General features: G+C 30.1%; 16 protein-coding genes. 12 read left to right on the plus strand and 4 right to left on the minus strand.

The genetic code is table 11. The features are described from left to right. Positions 1 to 2: 2 nt before the first annotated feature. Together ABXT48_RS01195 and ABXT48_RS01200 are read right to left on the minus strand one after the other, a co-directional pair. Positions 3 to 533, minus strand: coding sequence for a type II secretion system protein (locus ABXT48_RS01195; RefSeq protein WP_415303050.1), 531 nt, complete (start codon positions 531 to 533; stop codon positions 3 to 5). A 15-nt stretch (positions 534 to 548) separates the two neighbouring features. After that, positions 549 to 980, minus strand: coding sequence for a type II secretion system protein (locus ABXT48_RS01200; protein WP_415303052.1), 432 nt, complete (start codon positions 978 to 980; stop codon positions 549 to 551). 273 nt (positions 981 to 1253) lie between these two features. Here ABXT48_RS01200 and alaS point away from each other — a divergent pair, with 273 nt between their 5' ends. Further along, positions 1254 to 3923: an alanine--tRNA ligase gene (gene alaS, locus ABXT48_RS01205; protein WP_415286679.1), complete on the plus strand. Its 2670-nt coding sequence runs from the start codon at positions 1254 to 1256 to the stop codon at positions 3921 to 3923. Here the strand turns inward: alaS and ABXT48_RS01210 are convergent. Next, positions 3916 to 5130: an NADP-dependent isocitrate dehydrogenase gene (locus ABXT48_RS01210; protein ID WP_415278550.1), complete on the minus strand. Its 1215-nt coding sequence runs from the start codon at positions 5128 to 5130 to the stop codon at positions 3916 to 3918. The two genes, alaS and ABXT48_RS01210, sit on opposite strands and share 8 nt — an antisense overlap. Before the next feature lie 77 nt (positions 5131 to 5207). On the opposite strand from ABXT48_RS01210, the gene ABXT48_RS01215 reads away from it, so the two are divergent. Genes ABXT48_RS01215 through panB form a run of 9 tightly spaced genes read left to right on the plus strand, consistent with a single transcriptional unit; the run spans position 5208 to position 12517 of the window. Then, positions 5208 to 5855, plus strand: a complete 648-nt coding sequence (locus ABXT48_RS01215; RefSeq protein ID WP_415286680.1) for a phosphatidylserine decarboxylase — start codon at positions 5208 to 5210, stop codon at positions 5853 to 5855. A 3-nt stretch (positions 5856 to 5858) separates the two neighbouring features. Further along, positions 5859 to 6662 carry a CDP-diacylglycerol--serine O-phosphatidyltransferase gene (pssA, locus tag ABXT48_RS01220; RefSeq protein WP_415303053.1) on the plus strand — a complete coding sequence of 268 codons (804 nt, stop codon included), beginning with the start codon at positions 5859 to 5861 and terminating at the stop codon, positions 6660 to 6662. Then, positions 6663 to 7574, plus strand: a complete 912-nt coding sequence (locus tag ABXT48_RS01225) for a glycosyltransferase (protein ID WP_415286682.1) — start codon at positions 6663 to 6665, stop codon at positions 7572 to 7574. After that, positions 7575 to 8186: an RlmE family RNA methyltransferase gene (locus ABXT48_RS01230; protein ID WP_415286683.1), complete on the plus strand. Its 612-nt coding sequence runs from the start codon at positions 7575 to 7577 to the stop codon at positions 8184 to 8186. 37 nt (positions 8187 to 8223) lie between these two features. After that, positions 8224 to 9300, plus strand: a complete 1077-nt coding sequence (gene guaB, locus ABXT48_RS01235; protein WP_415303055.1) for an IMP dehydrogenase — start codon at positions 8224 to 8226, stop codon at positions 9298 to 9300. Further along, positions 9300 to 9737, plus strand: coding sequence for a hypothetical protein (locus tag ABXT48_RS01240; protein ID WP_415303056.1), 438 nt, complete (start codon positions 9300 to 9302; stop codon positions 9735 to 9737). Before guaB ends, ABXT48_RS01240 begins: the two co-directional genes overlap by 1 nt. Then, positions 9727 to 11292, plus strand: a complete 1566-nt coding sequence (guaA, locus tag ABXT48_RS01245) for a glutamine-hydrolyzing GMP synthase (protein ID WP_415287122.1) — start codon at positions 9727 to 9729, stop codon at positions 11290 to 11292. The genes ABXT48_RS01240 and guaA overlap by 11 nt, the downstream gene beginning before the upstream one ends. A 27-nt stretch (positions 11293 to 11319) precedes the next feature. Then, positions 11320 to 11739, plus strand: a complete 420-nt coding sequence (locus ABXT48_RS01250; protein ID WP_415286686.1) for a VOC family protein — start codon at positions 11320 to 11322, stop codon at positions 11737 to 11739. A 4-nt stretch (positions 11740 to 11743) separates the two neighbouring features. Beyond that, entirely contained in the window at positions 11744 to 12517 is a 774-nt protein-coding gene (panB, locus tag ABXT48_RS01255; RefSeq protein ID WP_415303058.1) for a 3-methyl-2-oxobutanoate hydroxymethyltransferase, read from the plus strand. A gap of 1 nt (position 12518) precedes the next feature. On the opposite strand, the gene ABXT48_RS01260 is transcribed toward panB, so the two are convergent. Further along, entirely contained in the window at positions 12519 to 13133 is a 615-nt protein-coding gene (locus tag ABXT48_RS01260) for a YjbE family putative metal transport protein (protein ID WP_415278562.1), read from the minus strand. Positions 13134 to 13246: 113 nt separating this feature from the next. On the opposite strand from ABXT48_RS01260, the gene ABXT48_RS01265 reads away from it, so the two are divergent. Together ABXT48_RS01265 and ABXT48_RS01270 are read left to right on the plus strand one after the other, a co-directional pair. Next, entirely contained in the window at positions 13247 to 14218 is a 972-nt protein-coding gene (locus ABXT48_RS01265) for a TRAP transporter substrate-binding protein (RefSeq protein ID WP_415286688.1), read from the plus strand. Between the two features lie 47 nt (positions 14219 to 14265). Further along, positions 14266 to 14757, plus strand: coding sequence for a TRAP transporter small permease (locus ABXT48_RS01270; RefSeq protein WP_415286689.1), 492 nt, complete (start codon positions 14266 to 14268; stop codon positions 14755 to 14757). Positions 14758 to 14759: the final 2 nt, after the last annotated feature.

The raw sequence follows: 14759 nt of genomic DNA on the forward strand, positions 1-14759 counted from the left end.
AATTAAGGTAGAGAAACTTCATTGTACAATCTATTAGATGATTGATTACAAGGTGTTTGAAAGCAGGCTTGTAAAATTAACATGTTTGGTCCTTTTGTATAAACTGTTACAAAACCAATAAAGTGATCTTGTGTAGAATTCATAGGGTGACTTTTAACATAAGCATCATCTGATCCGACACCACCATCACTTTGATCACCATAAGGATTCTTGGGATTTCCTGAATTGTTCATATGATAAATCTGATCTATCATATATAAACTTCCATTAGGTGTTGAAGCACAATCTCTAATATAATAAGTAGGATCATTAAGTTTCCTCATAAGCTTAACACTTCCATTTATTTCACAATCTTGTATTTGCATTAAAGTTCTTTTGTAAATTGCATTGTAATTATTTTTCACAACGCTTTTCTTCGCAGCATTCGTATACCCATTATAAGCAACTACTCCTACAGCAGCAAGAATACCGATGATGGCTACTACGACTAAGAGTTCTATTAGGGTGAAGGCTCGACTATTATGGTATCCCATTACAAATGTTTTTAATTAGTTTACTGGTATTATGCTTTCTTGCTTATCAGCTGCAGCACAACCTGTTTTATTACAAGATCTAACTTGAACATTGTTTCCATCTGCAGATAAACTAATTTGACCAAGAACATAATCTGATGTTTGTTCTACTGCGTTGTTGGTAGTTGAGTAAGGATTTTTATCTTTTAAAGTAGCTATCGCACCGTTAAGAGCTTTTGTATTTGTGGCAGGACATGATTGACCACCAACAAATGTTGTTTCTCCTAAGCTACATTTCATAACTTCGGCTGAAATATATTTTACTGTTTGAGCATGGATTGTTTTTGTTGCAGAAACTTTTGCAGCACCCGTATACCCATTATAAGCAACTACACCTACAGCAGCAAGAATACCGATGATTGCTACAACGACTAAGAGTTCTATTAGGGTGAAACCGTTTCTTTTCATGGATTAAGCTTAACAAAACAATATCTGAGTGTCTAGGTGATAGAATTAGCTATTTGATTTATCTCTTTTGTAGCGTGTTCGTTGTCTAGTTTAAGAGATGTTTTTAGTGAATCTTTATGTGATTAATTTTTTATAAATTTTAAATCATCCGCATAACTAGTGTGAGCTAGTGTCAGCTAGTGTGAGGTAGTGTGTTCCTCAAGTGCATAATTTAAGCACCTTTTTTCCCTACACTTATCTAGACATCAAATAAAAAAGCTGTATTTTAAATGTATGGCTGACAAAACACTAAATCAAATTAGGACAACTTTTTTAGATTATTTTGAAAAGAATGATCACAGGATAGTTGAGTCTAGTAATTTAGTCCCAAATAATGATCCGACATTAATGTTTGCAAATTCAGGAATGGTACAATTTAAAAATGTATTCACTGGATTAGAAAAAAGAGATTATGTTAGAGCTACAACCTCACAAAAATGCGTAAGGGCAGGTGGTAAGCATAACGATCTTGAAAATGTAGGTTATACACCAAGGCACCATACATTTTTTGAAATGCTTGGAAATTTCTCATTTGGAGATTATTTTAAAGAAGAAGCAATTAATTACGCATGGAATTTAATAACTAAAGAGTTTGGGATTGATAAAAATCGTCTTTATGTAACAGTTTACCATGATGATGAAGAGGCATTCAACTTTTGGAAGAAAACAGCTGGTTTTAGTGATGATAGAATAATCAAGATAGCAACATCAGATAACTTTTGGTCTATGGGCGATACAGGACCTTGTGGACCATGCTCAGAAATATTTTATGATCATGGTGAGCATTTAGAAGGTGGCTTGCCTGGTACTAAAAATGAAGACGGTAACCGGTTTATAGAAATATGGAATTTAGTATTCATGCAATATGAGCAAATTTCAAAAGATAAAAGAATAGATTTACCTAAACCATCTGTGGATACTGGTATGGGTCTTGAGAGAATAGCTGCACTAATGCAAGGAACACACGATAATTATGAAACAGATCATTTTAAGAAACTAATACTATCTGCATCTGACACATTAAACGTTAAAGTAGATGAAGTTAACCAATCTAGCTTTAGAGTAATAGCAGATCACTTACGAGCAAGTTCATTTTTATTAGCTGAAGGAGTTTTACCATCTAATGAAGGTAGGGGATATGTACTTAGAAGAATAATGAGACGTGGAATGAGACATTCACATTTATTAGGTTCAAAAAAACCAGTCTTTTACAATATCTTTAAAACTCTTTTAGAAGAAATGTCTAATAATTATCCAGAGTTAGAAAGAGCGCAATCTTTAATAAAAGAAACTTTAAAAACAGAAGAGGAAAAGTTTTTAGTTTTACTTGATAGAGGAATAAAAATATTAAATGAAGAGTTAGAGAAAGTAAAAAAAATATTACCTGGTGAAGTGGCATTTAAACTTTATGATACATTTGGTTTTCCATTAGATTTAACTGAAGATATTTTGAAAAATAAATCACTGACTGTAGATGGGAAGAAGTTTGATTTATTAATGAAAGAAAGTAAAGAATTAGCAAAAAAAAATTGGAAAGGATCAGGGGATAGCTCCATAGATCAAATATGGTTTGATATAAAAGATCGTTTAGGAGCAACTGATTTTTTAGGATATTCCACAGACAAAGCAGAAGGTGTAATTACTTTAATTCTTAAAAACAATAAAGAGGTTCAAGACTTACAAGAAAATGATGAAGGAATTATAATTACAAATCAAACACCTTTTTATGGCGAGTCAGGGGGGCAAGTTGCCGATACAGGAATAATTTCTAATGAGGTTTTTCAATTTGAAGTGTCTGATGTTCAAAAAAAACTAGGGGATTTATTTGTTCATTATGGAAAAGTTATAAAAGGTTCGATTAAATTAAAAGACAGTGTTGAATTAAAAATAGATACACAGAGAAGAAATAATATTAGAGCCTACCATTCTGCTACTCATTTATTGCACGAAGCGTTAAGAAGAGTTTTAGGTGAGCATGTAACTCAAAAAGGATCTTTAGTTCAATCTGATCGATTAAGATTTGATTTTAGTCATATGAAGCCTATCTCAGAAGAAGAGATGGGAAAAATTGAACATTATGTTAACTCAATAATTCAAAAAAAGTCAGAAGTGAAAACAAGAATAATGACACCTAAAGAAGCGGTTGATAGTGGCGCCTTAGCTTTATTTGGAGAAAAATATGGTGATGAAGTGAGAGTTTTATCTATGGGAGATGATGAAGGTAAATTTTTTTCAACAGAACTATGTGGAGGAACGCACGTTGTAAATACAGCTGACATTGGAAAATTTAAGGTTATAAGCCAATCATCTATTGCAGCGGGTGTTAGAAGAATTGAAGCCTTAAGAGACACGCAGTTAGTTGATTTTTTAAAAGAGAAAGAAAACTTATCTAATCTGTCAGATCAAAAAAATAAGGCAGTTATCAAAGAATTAGAGACAAAGATTATAAAATTAGGAGGAAAACCTAATCTTCAAAATAGCGATCAAGTAACTATGGTAAAAGACCTTAATAGACAATTTGATCAACTTTCAGTTAGCTCAATATTAAAAGATAAAGAAAAAAATAAAATCAATGATCAAATTATTAATGGATTTAAAGTTAGGTTTCAAAAAATTGTAGATTTGCCATTTAAAGATTTACGTAAGCTAATTGATGAAGGAAAAAAAGAAATTGGTGAAGGATTAGTAATAATTTACGCAATCAATGATAATAAAGTTGGATTAGCTGTAGGTGTTACCAAAACATTAGAGGGCAAGTTTGATGCTGTAAAAATTGTTAGAGCTGGTTCAGAAGTTATTGGTGGTAAAGGTGGTGGTGGAAGAGCTGACTTTGCCCAAGCAGGGGGAACATTACCTGATAAAATTGAAGAGTCTTTTGAAAGTATTAAAAAATTAATTAATTAAGCTTTTTCTTAAGTTGTCCATCTAACTCATCTAAGAAACCATTAGTAGTTAAGTACTTACTTGAGGGTCCAATTAAAATTGCTAAATCTTTAGTCATTGATCCATTTTCAACACAATCAATACAAACTTTCTCTAAAGTTTTCGAGAAATTAATCAGCTCTTCGTTTCCGTCTAATTTTCCTCTATGTGCAAGACCCCTAGTCCAAGCAAATATAGATGCAATTGGATTTGTAGAAGTTTCTTTACCTTGTTGATGCATCCTATAATGTCTAGTTACAGTTCCATGAGCTGCTTCAGCCTCCATTACTTTTCCATCAGGAGTTAATAGAACGCTAGTCATTAAACCTAATGAACCATATCCTTGTGCCATGGTATCTGATTGAACATCACCATCGTAATTTTTACAAGCCCAAATATATTTACCACTCCATTTCATTGCACAAGCAACCATGTCATCAATTAGTCTATGTTCATAAGTAATTTTTAATTTTTCAAATTTTTCTTTAAATTCCTCATCAAATATTTTTTGAAAAATATCTTTAAAACGACCATCATATTGTTTTAGAATTGTATTTTTTGTTGATAAATAAACTGGCCATTCTTTAATCAAACCATAGCCAAAACAAGACCTTGCAAAGTCTTCTATTGATTTATCTAAATTGTACATTGATAAAGCTATACCTGGTCCAGGAAAGTTAAAAACTTCATATTTTATTTCTTGGCTTCCATCTTCAGCTGTCCATTTTACTTCCATTTTACCTTTTCCAGGAACTTTAAAATCTGTTGCTCTATACTGGTCTCCAAATGCATGTCTTCCAATAATCACTGGGTCTGTCCATGAAGGTACTAATTTAGGAATATTTTTACAAACTATTGGCTCTCTAAACACAGTTCCTCCAATAATATTTCGTATAGTTCCATTGGGAGATCTCCACATCTTTTTTAAATCAAATTCTTCAACACGGGCTTCATCGGGTGTGATTGTTGCACATTTAATACCAACACCAATTTTTTTAATTGCAGCAGCTGAATCAATTGTTATCTGATCGTTAGAATTATCTCGGCTTTTCATGCCTAAATCAAAGTATTCAATACCCAAATCTAAATATGGAAGAATAAGTTTACTTTTAATAAACTCCCATATTATTCTTGTCATTTCATCGCCATCGAGTTCGGCAACTGGATTTTTAACCTTAATTTTAGCCATATTTGAATAATTTATATTAGTAATTGTAATTTAGTGCTTTATATACATATTAATAAAAAATTATCAATTATAAGCTTATGTTAGAGAAAATTTTCCCAAAAATTCATTCTGAAGGTTACAAATTTTTAGCTATAGCTATTATTGCAACAATTTTTCTGTACTTCCTCAGTACCTTCCTGGGGTTAATTGGTATGGTATTGTCTATATGGGTATATTATTTTTTTAGAGATCCTGAACGGATTTCAATAAATGATGAAAATTACCTTACAAGTCCAGCAGACGGTGAAGTTTTAATGGTTCATGAGGTTGATGGACCAAAGGAGCTTGGTTTAGAAGATAAAAAATTCACTAAGATAAGTATTTTTATGAACGTATTTGATTGTCATGTTAATAGAACACCTTGTGAAGGGAAAATTTCAGAAATACTTTATAAACCAGGAAAATTTTTAAATGCATCACTTGATAAAGCAAGTGAAGATAATGAAAGAAATTATTATAAGATAACGAATAGCCATGGAGAAGACGTTATTGTTGTTCAGATTGCAGGTTTAATTGCCAGAAGAATTGTATGTGAATCTTCAAAGGATCAAAATTTGCAACAAGGTGAAAGAATTGGAATGATAAGATTTGGAAGTAGGGCTGATGTTTATTTTGAAAATTATGAAACGTTAGTTAAAGTAGGACAAAAGACAATTGCTGGTGAAACGCTATTAGCTAAAAGATAGCTTATGGAACAACCTAAAAATAATTTTAAAATTGTATCAGATAAAAAAGCTAGAATGCTTTTGCCTAATGCACTGACATTAATAAATGTATGTATTGGGTTAAGTTCTATTAAATTTGCATTAGATGAAAAATTTGAACTATCTATTATAGCTATTATTTTTGCAGCAATTTTTGATACATTAGATGGCAGGGTTGCAAGGATGTTGAAAGGAACTTCTTTGGTTGGAAAGGAATTAGACTCATTAGCAGATTTAATTAGTTTTGGTGTAGCACCAGCTTTTATAATGTATTTCTGGTCTTTAAATAATTTAGGTAAATTTGGCTGGTTACTTACAATGATTTTTGTGGTTTGTGTTGCTCTTCGACTTGCAAGATTTAACGTGAGCTCAAATTCAGAGCCATCATGGAAAGATAATTACTTTGAAGGTGTACCGTCACCAGCAGGTGGAATTTTGGTATTGATGCCGTTAATATTAGGTCTAAGTGAGATAAATTTAATAAAAATTAACTACAATATAGTAGTACCAACATTCTTTATTTTGATTTCATTTTTATTGATCAGTAAAGTTCCAACATTTGCTTTTAAAAAGATTTCCATACCACGTCGTATGACAATTTTTGCATTGTTTGGTGTTGTGTTATTTTTTGGACTTTTGTTAATATATACATTTAAAGTTTTGGTCATTTGTGGATTAATCTATATTTGCTTAATTCCATTTGGATACTTCAGTTATCAAAAAATTTATAAACAGAAAATTTTAAGTGGTGAAAATCATGATAATGATGATCTTGAAGACATATTATAAATGAAAAAAAATGTAATTGTATCTCTGGCAGACTCAAATTACTTTGAATTACTTAACGAATTAGTCGATTCCATTAAGAGTTTTGAAAAAAGCAAAGATACAGCAATCTGCATTTTAGATGCTGGTTTGTCCGAGCAACAAAGAGACATATTATCTAAAAAAGTTGATGAAATTAAATCAGCCGAATGGGACATTGATGTTCCAGCATTTAAAGTAAAAGATAGAGAGTGGTTAAAGAGTCAAGTTTCTAGAGCTTTTTTACCAAAATATTTTCCTAGTTATGAAAAATTCTTATGGATTGATTGTGACGCCTGGGTAGGGGATTGGAATTCAATAGAGCTTTATTTTAAAGCCTGTGAAAATGGGAAATTAGGAATTACTCAAACTTTTACGCCTGGATATAAAATAATGTCTAAAGTTAATTGGATATTTGGACAACTAGCAATAATTAAATCTCAAAATTTTAAACATGCAATAAAATCAAAAATTGGAATAGATAAAGCGCGAAAACTTGCGTTTGCTCCACACATTAATATTGGTGTTTTTTCTTTAGAAAAAAATTCAGTTGGATGGATTACGTGGCAAAAAAATCTAGAACAAACATTAAAAGCTGGAAATATTTTTGGATCAGAACAATTAGCTATTAATATGTCTGTTTACATCGATGATTTAGAAACAGAGTTCTTACCTCATAATTGCAACTGGTTAGTTAGTAATCTTTTACCAAAATTTAATGAACAAGAAAAAAGCTTTGTCGAGCCTTATCTGCCCAATCATAAATTAGGTATAATACACCTTGCATCTGGGATTTGGGATGGAGATAAGGACATGAGATTACATAAAGAAGTAAAGATAAACATAAAAACTTTAGAAAATAAAATTTTATCAAAAAGTTTAAGGTTTGGTCATTAATTGAAAAAGAATAGAATTTCCAAAAATTGGATTAATAAACAAAAAAGAGATATTTATGTTAGACAATCTCAGGTAGATGGTTATCGAGCTAGATCGGCATATAAATTAATAGAAATAGATGAAAAATTTAAGATATTAAAAAATGGAATATCAGTAATAGATTTAGGTGCATCACCAGGTAGCTGGTCTCAATATATTTCAAGAACAGTAAAAAGTGGAAGATTGGTTTCAATCGACTTAAAGGGTATGGAAGAAATTGAGAATACAATCCAAATTAAAGGTGATTTTACTGACTTAGATTCTCAAGAAAAAATCAAAGCCTTATTCAAATCAAAAGTGGATGTTGTTGTGTCCGATATGGCCGTTAATACTACAGGAATAAAGGATATAGATGCAATTTATACAGGGGAACTCGCGATGGAAGCCATGAATTTTTCTAAAGAAATGTTGGTTAAAGAAGGGCGATTTGTCTCTAAGATTTTTTTAGGCTCATCATTTAACGAAATAGTTGCTTTAGGCAAAAAATTATTCAAAGAAGTAAAGGTATTTAAACCTAAGTCTAGCAGAAAAGAATCTAAGGAAAGTTTTATTATTTGTAAAATCTTAAGATAGGGACTTTTTTTTTAAAAGGAATCATATATAAATTATTATGGATCCTATAAAAGAAGCTCTAACCTTTGATGATGTGACAATGGCACCAAAATACTCAGAAGTTCTACCTTCTGAAGTTGATACCAGCACAAAATTATCATCTAATCTAACATTAAAAATACCTTTATTATCCTCTGCAATGGATACGGTTACTGAGAGCAAAATGGCTATAGCAATAGCTAAAGCTGGCGGCATTGGTGTAATTCACAGAAATCTTGATATTAAAAAGCAAGTAGAAGAAATTAAAAAAGTTAAAAAATTAAACTTATTAGTTGGTGCAGCAGTTGGAGCTGGTCCTTTAGAACTTAAAAGAGCAGAAGCAATTTTAAAGGAAAAAGTAGATTTAATTGTTGTTGATACAGCACATGGACATAGCAAAAAAGTTGCTGAAATTATTAAAGCTATAAGGAAATTAAAAACAAACAAGACAACTCTATGTGCTGGAAATATTGCAACAGCTGAAGCTGCAAAATTTTTAATAAAATTAGGAGTAGATATTATTAAAGTTGGAATCGGGCCAGGATCAATTTGTACAACTAGGCTAGTTGCAGGTATTGGTGTACCACAGTTAAGTGCAATACTTGCTGTTAAAAAAGGTGTAAAAAATAATAAAGTAAAAATTATTTCAGATGGTGGAATTAAATATTCAGGTGATTTAGCTAAAGCATTGTCTGCAGGTGCCGATGCTATAATGATTGGCTCTCTATTTGCAGGAAGCCAAGAAACACCTGGAAAACTAATTAAAAAAAATGGTAAGTTATTTAAAAGTTTTAGAGGAATGGGATCAGTTGGCGCAATGAATAAAGGTTCAGCTGATAGATATTTTCAAACCAAACAAAAAGATATATCTAAATACGTTCCAGAAGGAGTTGAAGGATTTGTGAAATATAAAGGTGATGTTAAAAATATAATTTATAAATTAATTGGAGGCTTAAAATCATCTATGGGATATCTAGGTGCAAAAAAAGTTCCAAATCTTAAAAATAAACCGAATTTTGTAAAAATAACTAAGGCTGGTTTTTATGAAAGCATGGTGCACAATGTTGATGAAGTAAAAAATGAGAGTAAGCATTAATGAGAAAAATAAATAAATTAATAATTGTCCTATTTATAATTTTAAATTTTGGAAGTTATTCTTTTGCAGAAAATAATTTTTTTGAAGAAGGAAAAAATAAATTTGAAGAACAGAAATATGAAGAATCTAAATTTTTGTTTCAAAGAAGTATTGTTTTTAACCCAAAGGATAAAGATTCATATCTGTATTTAGCAAAAATTTATAATTTTGAAGAGAATAAAAAAGAAGAAAAAAAAAATATAGATACAGTGCTCTTACTGAATCCTAAAAATGAAGAAGCAAATTATATGCTTATGGAAATAGAGTTAAAAAGATCTAATTATTCGAAAGTTAAAGAATTAGCAGATAATTTTTCAAAAATTTGCAATAAATTGTGTGATAAAAAAAATTCTATTTTAGAATCCTTAAAGAATTTAGAACCTAAAAATGAGTCTTAGTAATAATTTAAGTAAAATCTTAATAATTGATTTTGGTTCTCAATTTACACAATTAATAGCAAGAAGAGTAAGGGAATTAGGGGTTTTTTCAGAAATTGTAAGTCACAAAAAAATAAAAATAACCCAAATTACAAAAGATAATATTGCTGGAATAATACTGTCTGGTGGCCCTCTTAATGTTTATGAAAATGATAAATTTAAATTTGAAAAAAAGATTTTAAAACTAGGAGTTCCAATCCTAGGTATATGTTTTGGGCATCAAATATTGTCAAAACTATTAGGTGGTAAGGTTAAAAAATCAAAACATAGAGAGTTTGGCCTAGCCACAATAAACAAAGTATCAAATAGTATTTTAACTAAGAATTTTTTTAATAAAAATAACACAAGTGATGTTTGGATGAGTCATGCTGACCAAGTGTCAAAAATGCCAAAAAATTTTAAGGTTATAGCATCCACAAAAAATTCTAAATTAACAATAATTGAAAATATTAAAGATAATTTTTATGGAGTGCAATTTCACCCAGAAGTAACGCACACTAATAAAGGTAAAATTTTATTACGTAATTTTGTTTTTCTTATATGTAAAATTAAAAAAAACTGGTCTTCGAAAGATCAAAAATTAAAATTGATTAATGAAATTAAAGAACAAGTAGGTAACAATAAAGTAATTTGTGGATTGTCGGGAGGCGTTGATAGTAGTGTTGTTGCGCAATTATTAAGTAAAGCAATTGGAAAAAATTTAACTTGTATTTTTGTTAACAATGGTCTTTTAAGAAAAAATGAAGCAACGCAAGTAGTCAATACATTTAAGAAAAAATTAAAAATGAATTTAATTTATGTTAATGCAGAAAAAGAATTTATTACAAAATTAACAAATGTTTCTGATCCAGAAAAAAAACGGAAAATTATAGGAAATCTGTTTATTAAAATATTTGAAAGGTATGCAAACAAAATTAAAAATGTTCAATTTCTTGCTCAAGGTACTCTTTATCCGGACTTAATTGAAAGTAAATCTGTTACAGGTAGTCAAACCTCAAAAATAAAATCACATCATAATGTGGGTGGCCTTCCTAAAAGAATGAAATTAAAATTAGTAGAACCTCTTAAATTTTTATTTAAAGATGAAGTTAGAAAATTAGGGTTAGAACTTAATTTATCTAATGACATAATCTCTAGACATCCATTTCCTGGTCCAGGCTTAGCAATAAGAATGCCTGGCATTATAACAAATGAAAAAATTAAAATTTTAAAAGAAGCAGATTTCTATTTTATTAAAGCTTTAAGAGATCATGGATTATACGATAAAATTTGGCAAGCTTATGCTGCTTTACTACCAGTAAAAACTGTGGGTGTTATGGGAGATAATCGTACCTATGAACATATTTGTTTATTAAGAGCAATTACATCTGAAGATGGAATGACTGCTGATTTTTTTGATTTTCCTAAAGGTTTCATGCAATCAATTTCTAATCAAATTATTAACAATATTAGGGGAATTAATAGAGTAGTTTACGACGTTACTTCTAAACCACCAAGTACTATTGAATTAGAGTAGATAAGTCTTTATAAATTGAAAGGAATTATGAAATATTTACACACCATGATTAGAATCTCTGACGTAGAGAAATCATTAAATTTTTACTGTAATGGACTAGGTTTAGTTGAAACTAGAAGAATGGAGAGTGAGCAAGGTAGGTTTACTTTAATTTTTTTAGCAGCACCTGGTGATGAAAAAGCTGAAATGGAACTAACATATAATTGGGATGGAGACGAATTAGGTCAAGGTTCTCGAAATTTTGGTCATTTAGCATACCGTGTTGAAAATATTTATGAAACATGTCAAAGATTATTAGATATGGGCTATTCAATAAATAGACCTCCTAGAGATGGACACATGGCTTTTGTTAGATCACCAGACAACATATCTATTGAAATATTACAAGATGGTAATTTAGAACCAAAAGAACCATGGTCTTCAATGGAGAATACTGGCACCTGGTAATAAGATGCAGAAGAAAATTTTAGATCTTATTAAAAAAAAGAATAAATCAAAAATTGTATGTCTTACAGCTTATTCTAAGAATGTAGCTTCTATTATAGATAAATATTGTGACATTGTTCTAGTTGGAGACTCTCTTGGTTCAGTGCTTTACAACTTTTCATCCACAAAGAAAGTAACATTATATATGATGATTGAACATTCTAAAAGTGTAAGAATGGGAATCGAAAAAAGCTTGATGGTAGTGGATATGCCATATGGAACATATAAAAACCCAAATGAAGCGTTAAAGAATGCTAAAAAAATAATTTCTAAAACGATGTGTGATGCTATCAAGCTTGAAGGTGGTAAAAAAGTTGTTCAAATAATTAAAACTTTAATTAAGAATAAAATTCCAGTAATGGGACATCTTGGTGTTCTTCCACAATCTGCAACAAGTTTTAGATTTAAAGGAAAAGAAAAAACAGAAAGAAAAATTATTTTAAGAGATTCTAAACTTTTGGAAGAAGCTGGTGTATTTTCAATTGTTTTAGAGTGTGTTGAAAGTTCTTTAGCAAAAGAAATTACAAAAACAATTAAAATTCCTACAATTGGTATTGGAGCATCAGTACACTGTGACGGGCAAGTTTTAGTTACAGATGATCTTATAGGATTAAATAAAATTAAAGCGAGATTTGTTAAAAGGTATTCAAATATTGAAAAACAAATAAATGATGCTGTACTAAAGTTTAAGAAAGATGTGGTTACAAATAAGTTTCCTACCAAGAAACATTCATACTAAATTAAAAATATTGTTTAAATGTTTCGTTAATTGATAAAACGCCATAATCATTTAATCCACCAATTATTAATTGTAGTGCCACAATTAAAATAAAACCTAGGCCTACATAGGCTATCCATAAATGTTTTTGAATATAGTTTGCTAAATAAGTAGCTAATGCCCCAGTTAATACAACAGACAAAATAAGACCAAATATCATGAAGCCAAAATAACCTTTTGCAGCACCAACAACTCCAATAACGTTATCAAAGCTTATCGTAATATCTGCAAATAAAACTTTATAAATACTTTTTACAAATGAAGGCTCTGTTGATTTTTTTACTGGTGATTTAATCTTATTCTTCATTTCAACTAAATCTTTCCTTAAATCATTAACAATCCAAATTAGAAGTAGCCCACCTAAAATTTTGATATAATAAAATTCAAATAGGTAGGTAGCAAAAAGAGCAAAAATAATTTTAAAAATTAAAGCTCCAGCAACTCCCCAGAGAATTATTTGCTTTCTATTCTTTGGTACAAAGTTAGCAGCAATTAATCCAATAATAATAGCGTTATCAGCAGCTAAGATGATATCTATAAAGATGATTTGGGTTAAAATTATGAATTCTTCTATCAATTTATTTTTATAATATTGAAAATTTACAATAATTCAATCTAAAGTATAATATTTTTTTATTGCTTTTAATTAGTGTTCGTAATGAAATAGAGACTTAACAAATTGGAGAAACAATGAATATAATTAATAAAATTTTAGTATTATTTTTTGCAATTTTACTAAACACAAATACAGCATTTTCAGCAGAAAAATGGGATATGGCGCTAGCTTATGGTGCTTCTAACTTTCATTCTGCAAATGCAACAGAGTTTGCTAAAAATGTTTCAGATAAAAGTGGTGGAAAATTAACAATAGTTACTCATCCAGGTGGCTCACTGTATAAAGGTGGAGAAATCTTTAGAGCTGTTCGAACTGGACAGGCTCAAATTGGTGAGAGATTTATGTCAGCTTTGGGTAAAGAAGATCCATTGTTAGAAATAGACTCTCAACCATTTCTTGCCTCATCATATGATGATGCAATGAGATTATACAAAGCATCAAAACCAGAGATTGTTAAAGGTTTAGATTCTAAAGGATTAGTATTTTTATATGCTGTACCATGGCCAGCACAAGGACTTTATAGTAAGGAAGAAATTAGTTCAAAAGCTGATTTAAAAGGTCTAAAATTTAGAGCTTACAATTCTTCTTTAATTAGATTAGCTGAACTTACTGGTATGGCACCAACTAAAATCGAAGCTGCTGAAATAAGTCAGGCTTTTTCAACAGGAGCAGTTGAAAGTATGATCACTTCACCAACTACTGGCAAGAACAGTAAAATTTGGGAAAACGGAGTAAAATATTTCTATGATATAGCCGCATGGTATCCAAAAAATATGATAATTGTTAACAAGGATGCATGGAACAAGTTAGATTTTCCAACTCGAAAATTAGTAATGATAGAAGCTGCTAAAGCAGAGAAAAAAGGTTGGGCGCTATCTATAAAAGGAAACAAAGCAGATAAAAAAGCTTTAGCTGACGCAGGTATGAAAGTTGGCAAAGTAAATTCAGCTTTGAATGAACACTTTAAAGAAGTTGGAGCAACCATGTCAAAAGAATGGGCTAGTAGAGCTGGTTCTAGAGGACAAGCGGTTTTAGCTGCATATTAATAACATTGTAAATTAAAAGGCCATTATCTATTAATGGCCTTTTTATTATGATTAATAGTATTAATAATTTCCTAAAATCTACTTATAAAATTTCAGGTTACATTGCAGCAATATTTCTTATATTAGTGGCAGTATTTATCTTAACTGGAATTAGTTCTAGAATTTTTGGTTTTTATATAAGAGGACTTGCTGAGTATTCAGGCTATAGTATGGGAGCATCATCTTTTTTTGCATTAGCTTACACATTTTATGACAAAGCTCATATCAGAATAACCTTATTTATAGAAAAAATTGAAAGTAAAAAAAGAAGATTTGTCGAAATATGGTGTCTTTCAGTAGGAAGTTTTTTCTCTGGTTTTATGGCGTATTATTTTATTAAAATGGTCATTATTTCAGTAAAATTTGAAGAAAGAAGTGAGGGTGCGGATGAAATACTTATATGGATACCGCAAAGCAGCTTAGCAATTGGCTCTTTTGTATTTTTTATTTGTGTATTTCATCATTTAGTTTTTTCAATCCTAAATAAGAAAATAGATTAAAT

Origin of the sequence: Candidatus Pelagibacter sp. Uisw_101, from assembly GCF_047727615.1 — a bacterium.
In the GTDB taxonomy this organism is placed as follows: Bacteria; Pseudomonadota; Alphaproteobacteria; order Pelagibacterales; family Pelagibacteraceae; genus Pelagibacter.

Excerpts from the sequence above, each read along its gene's own strand:
- ABXT48_RS01200 (WP_415303052.1), bottom strand. The coding sequence starts at position 980 with ATGAAAAGAAACGGTTTCACCCTAATAGAACTCTTAGTCGTTGTAGCA.
- pssA (WP_415303053.1), top strand. The coding sequence starts at position 5,859 with ATGGAACAACCTAAAAATAATTTTAAAATTGTATCAGATAAAAAAGCT.
- ABXT48_RS01250 (WP_415286686.1), top strand. The coding sequence starts at position 11,320 with ATGAAATATTTACACACCATGATTAGAATCTCTGACGTAGAGAAATCA.
- ABXT48_RS01195 (WP_415303050.1), bottom strand. The coding sequence starts at position 533 with ATGGGATACCATAATAGTCGAGCCTTCACCCTAATAGAACTCTTAGTC.
- ABXT48_RS01215 (WP_415286680.1), top strand. The coding sequence starts at position 5,208 with ATGTTAGAGAAAATTTTCCCAAAAATTCATTCTGAAGGTTACAAATTT.
- ABXT48_RS01225 (WP_415286682.1), top strand. The coding sequence starts at position 6,663 with ATGAAAAAAAATGTAATTGTATCTCTGGCAGACTCAAATTACTTTGAA.
- guaB (WP_415303055.1), top strand. The coding sequence starts at position 8,224 with ATGGATCCTATAAAAGAAGCTCTAACCTTTGATGATGTGACAATGGCA.
- panB (WP_415303058.1), top strand. The coding sequence starts at position 11,744 with ATGCAGAAGAAAATTTTAGATCTTATTAAAAAAAAGAATAAATCAAAA.
- ABXT48_RS01240 (WP_415303056.1), top strand. The coding sequence starts at position 9,300 with ATGAGAAAAATAAATAAATTAATAATTGTCCTATTTATAATTTTAAAT.
- ABXT48_RS01270 (WP_415286689.1), top strand. The coding sequence starts at position 14,266 with ATGATTAATAGTATTAATAATTTCCTAAAATCTACTTATAAAATTTCA.
- guaA (WP_415287122.1), top strand. The coding sequence starts at position 9,727 with ATGAGTCTTAGTAATAATTTAAGTAAAATCTTAATAATTGATTTTGGT.
- ABXT48_RS01265 (WP_415286688.1), top strand. The coding sequence starts at position 13,247 with ATGAATATAATTAATAAAATTTTAGTATTATTTTTTGCAATTTTACTA.
- ABXT48_RS01210 (WP_415278550.1), bottom strand. The coding sequence starts at position 5,130 with ATGGCTAAAATTAAGGTTAAAAATCCAGTTGCCGAACTCGATGGCGAT.
- alaS (WP_415286679.1), top strand. The coding sequence starts at position 1,254 with ATGGCTGACAAAACACTAAATCAAATTAGGACAACTTTTTTAGATTAT.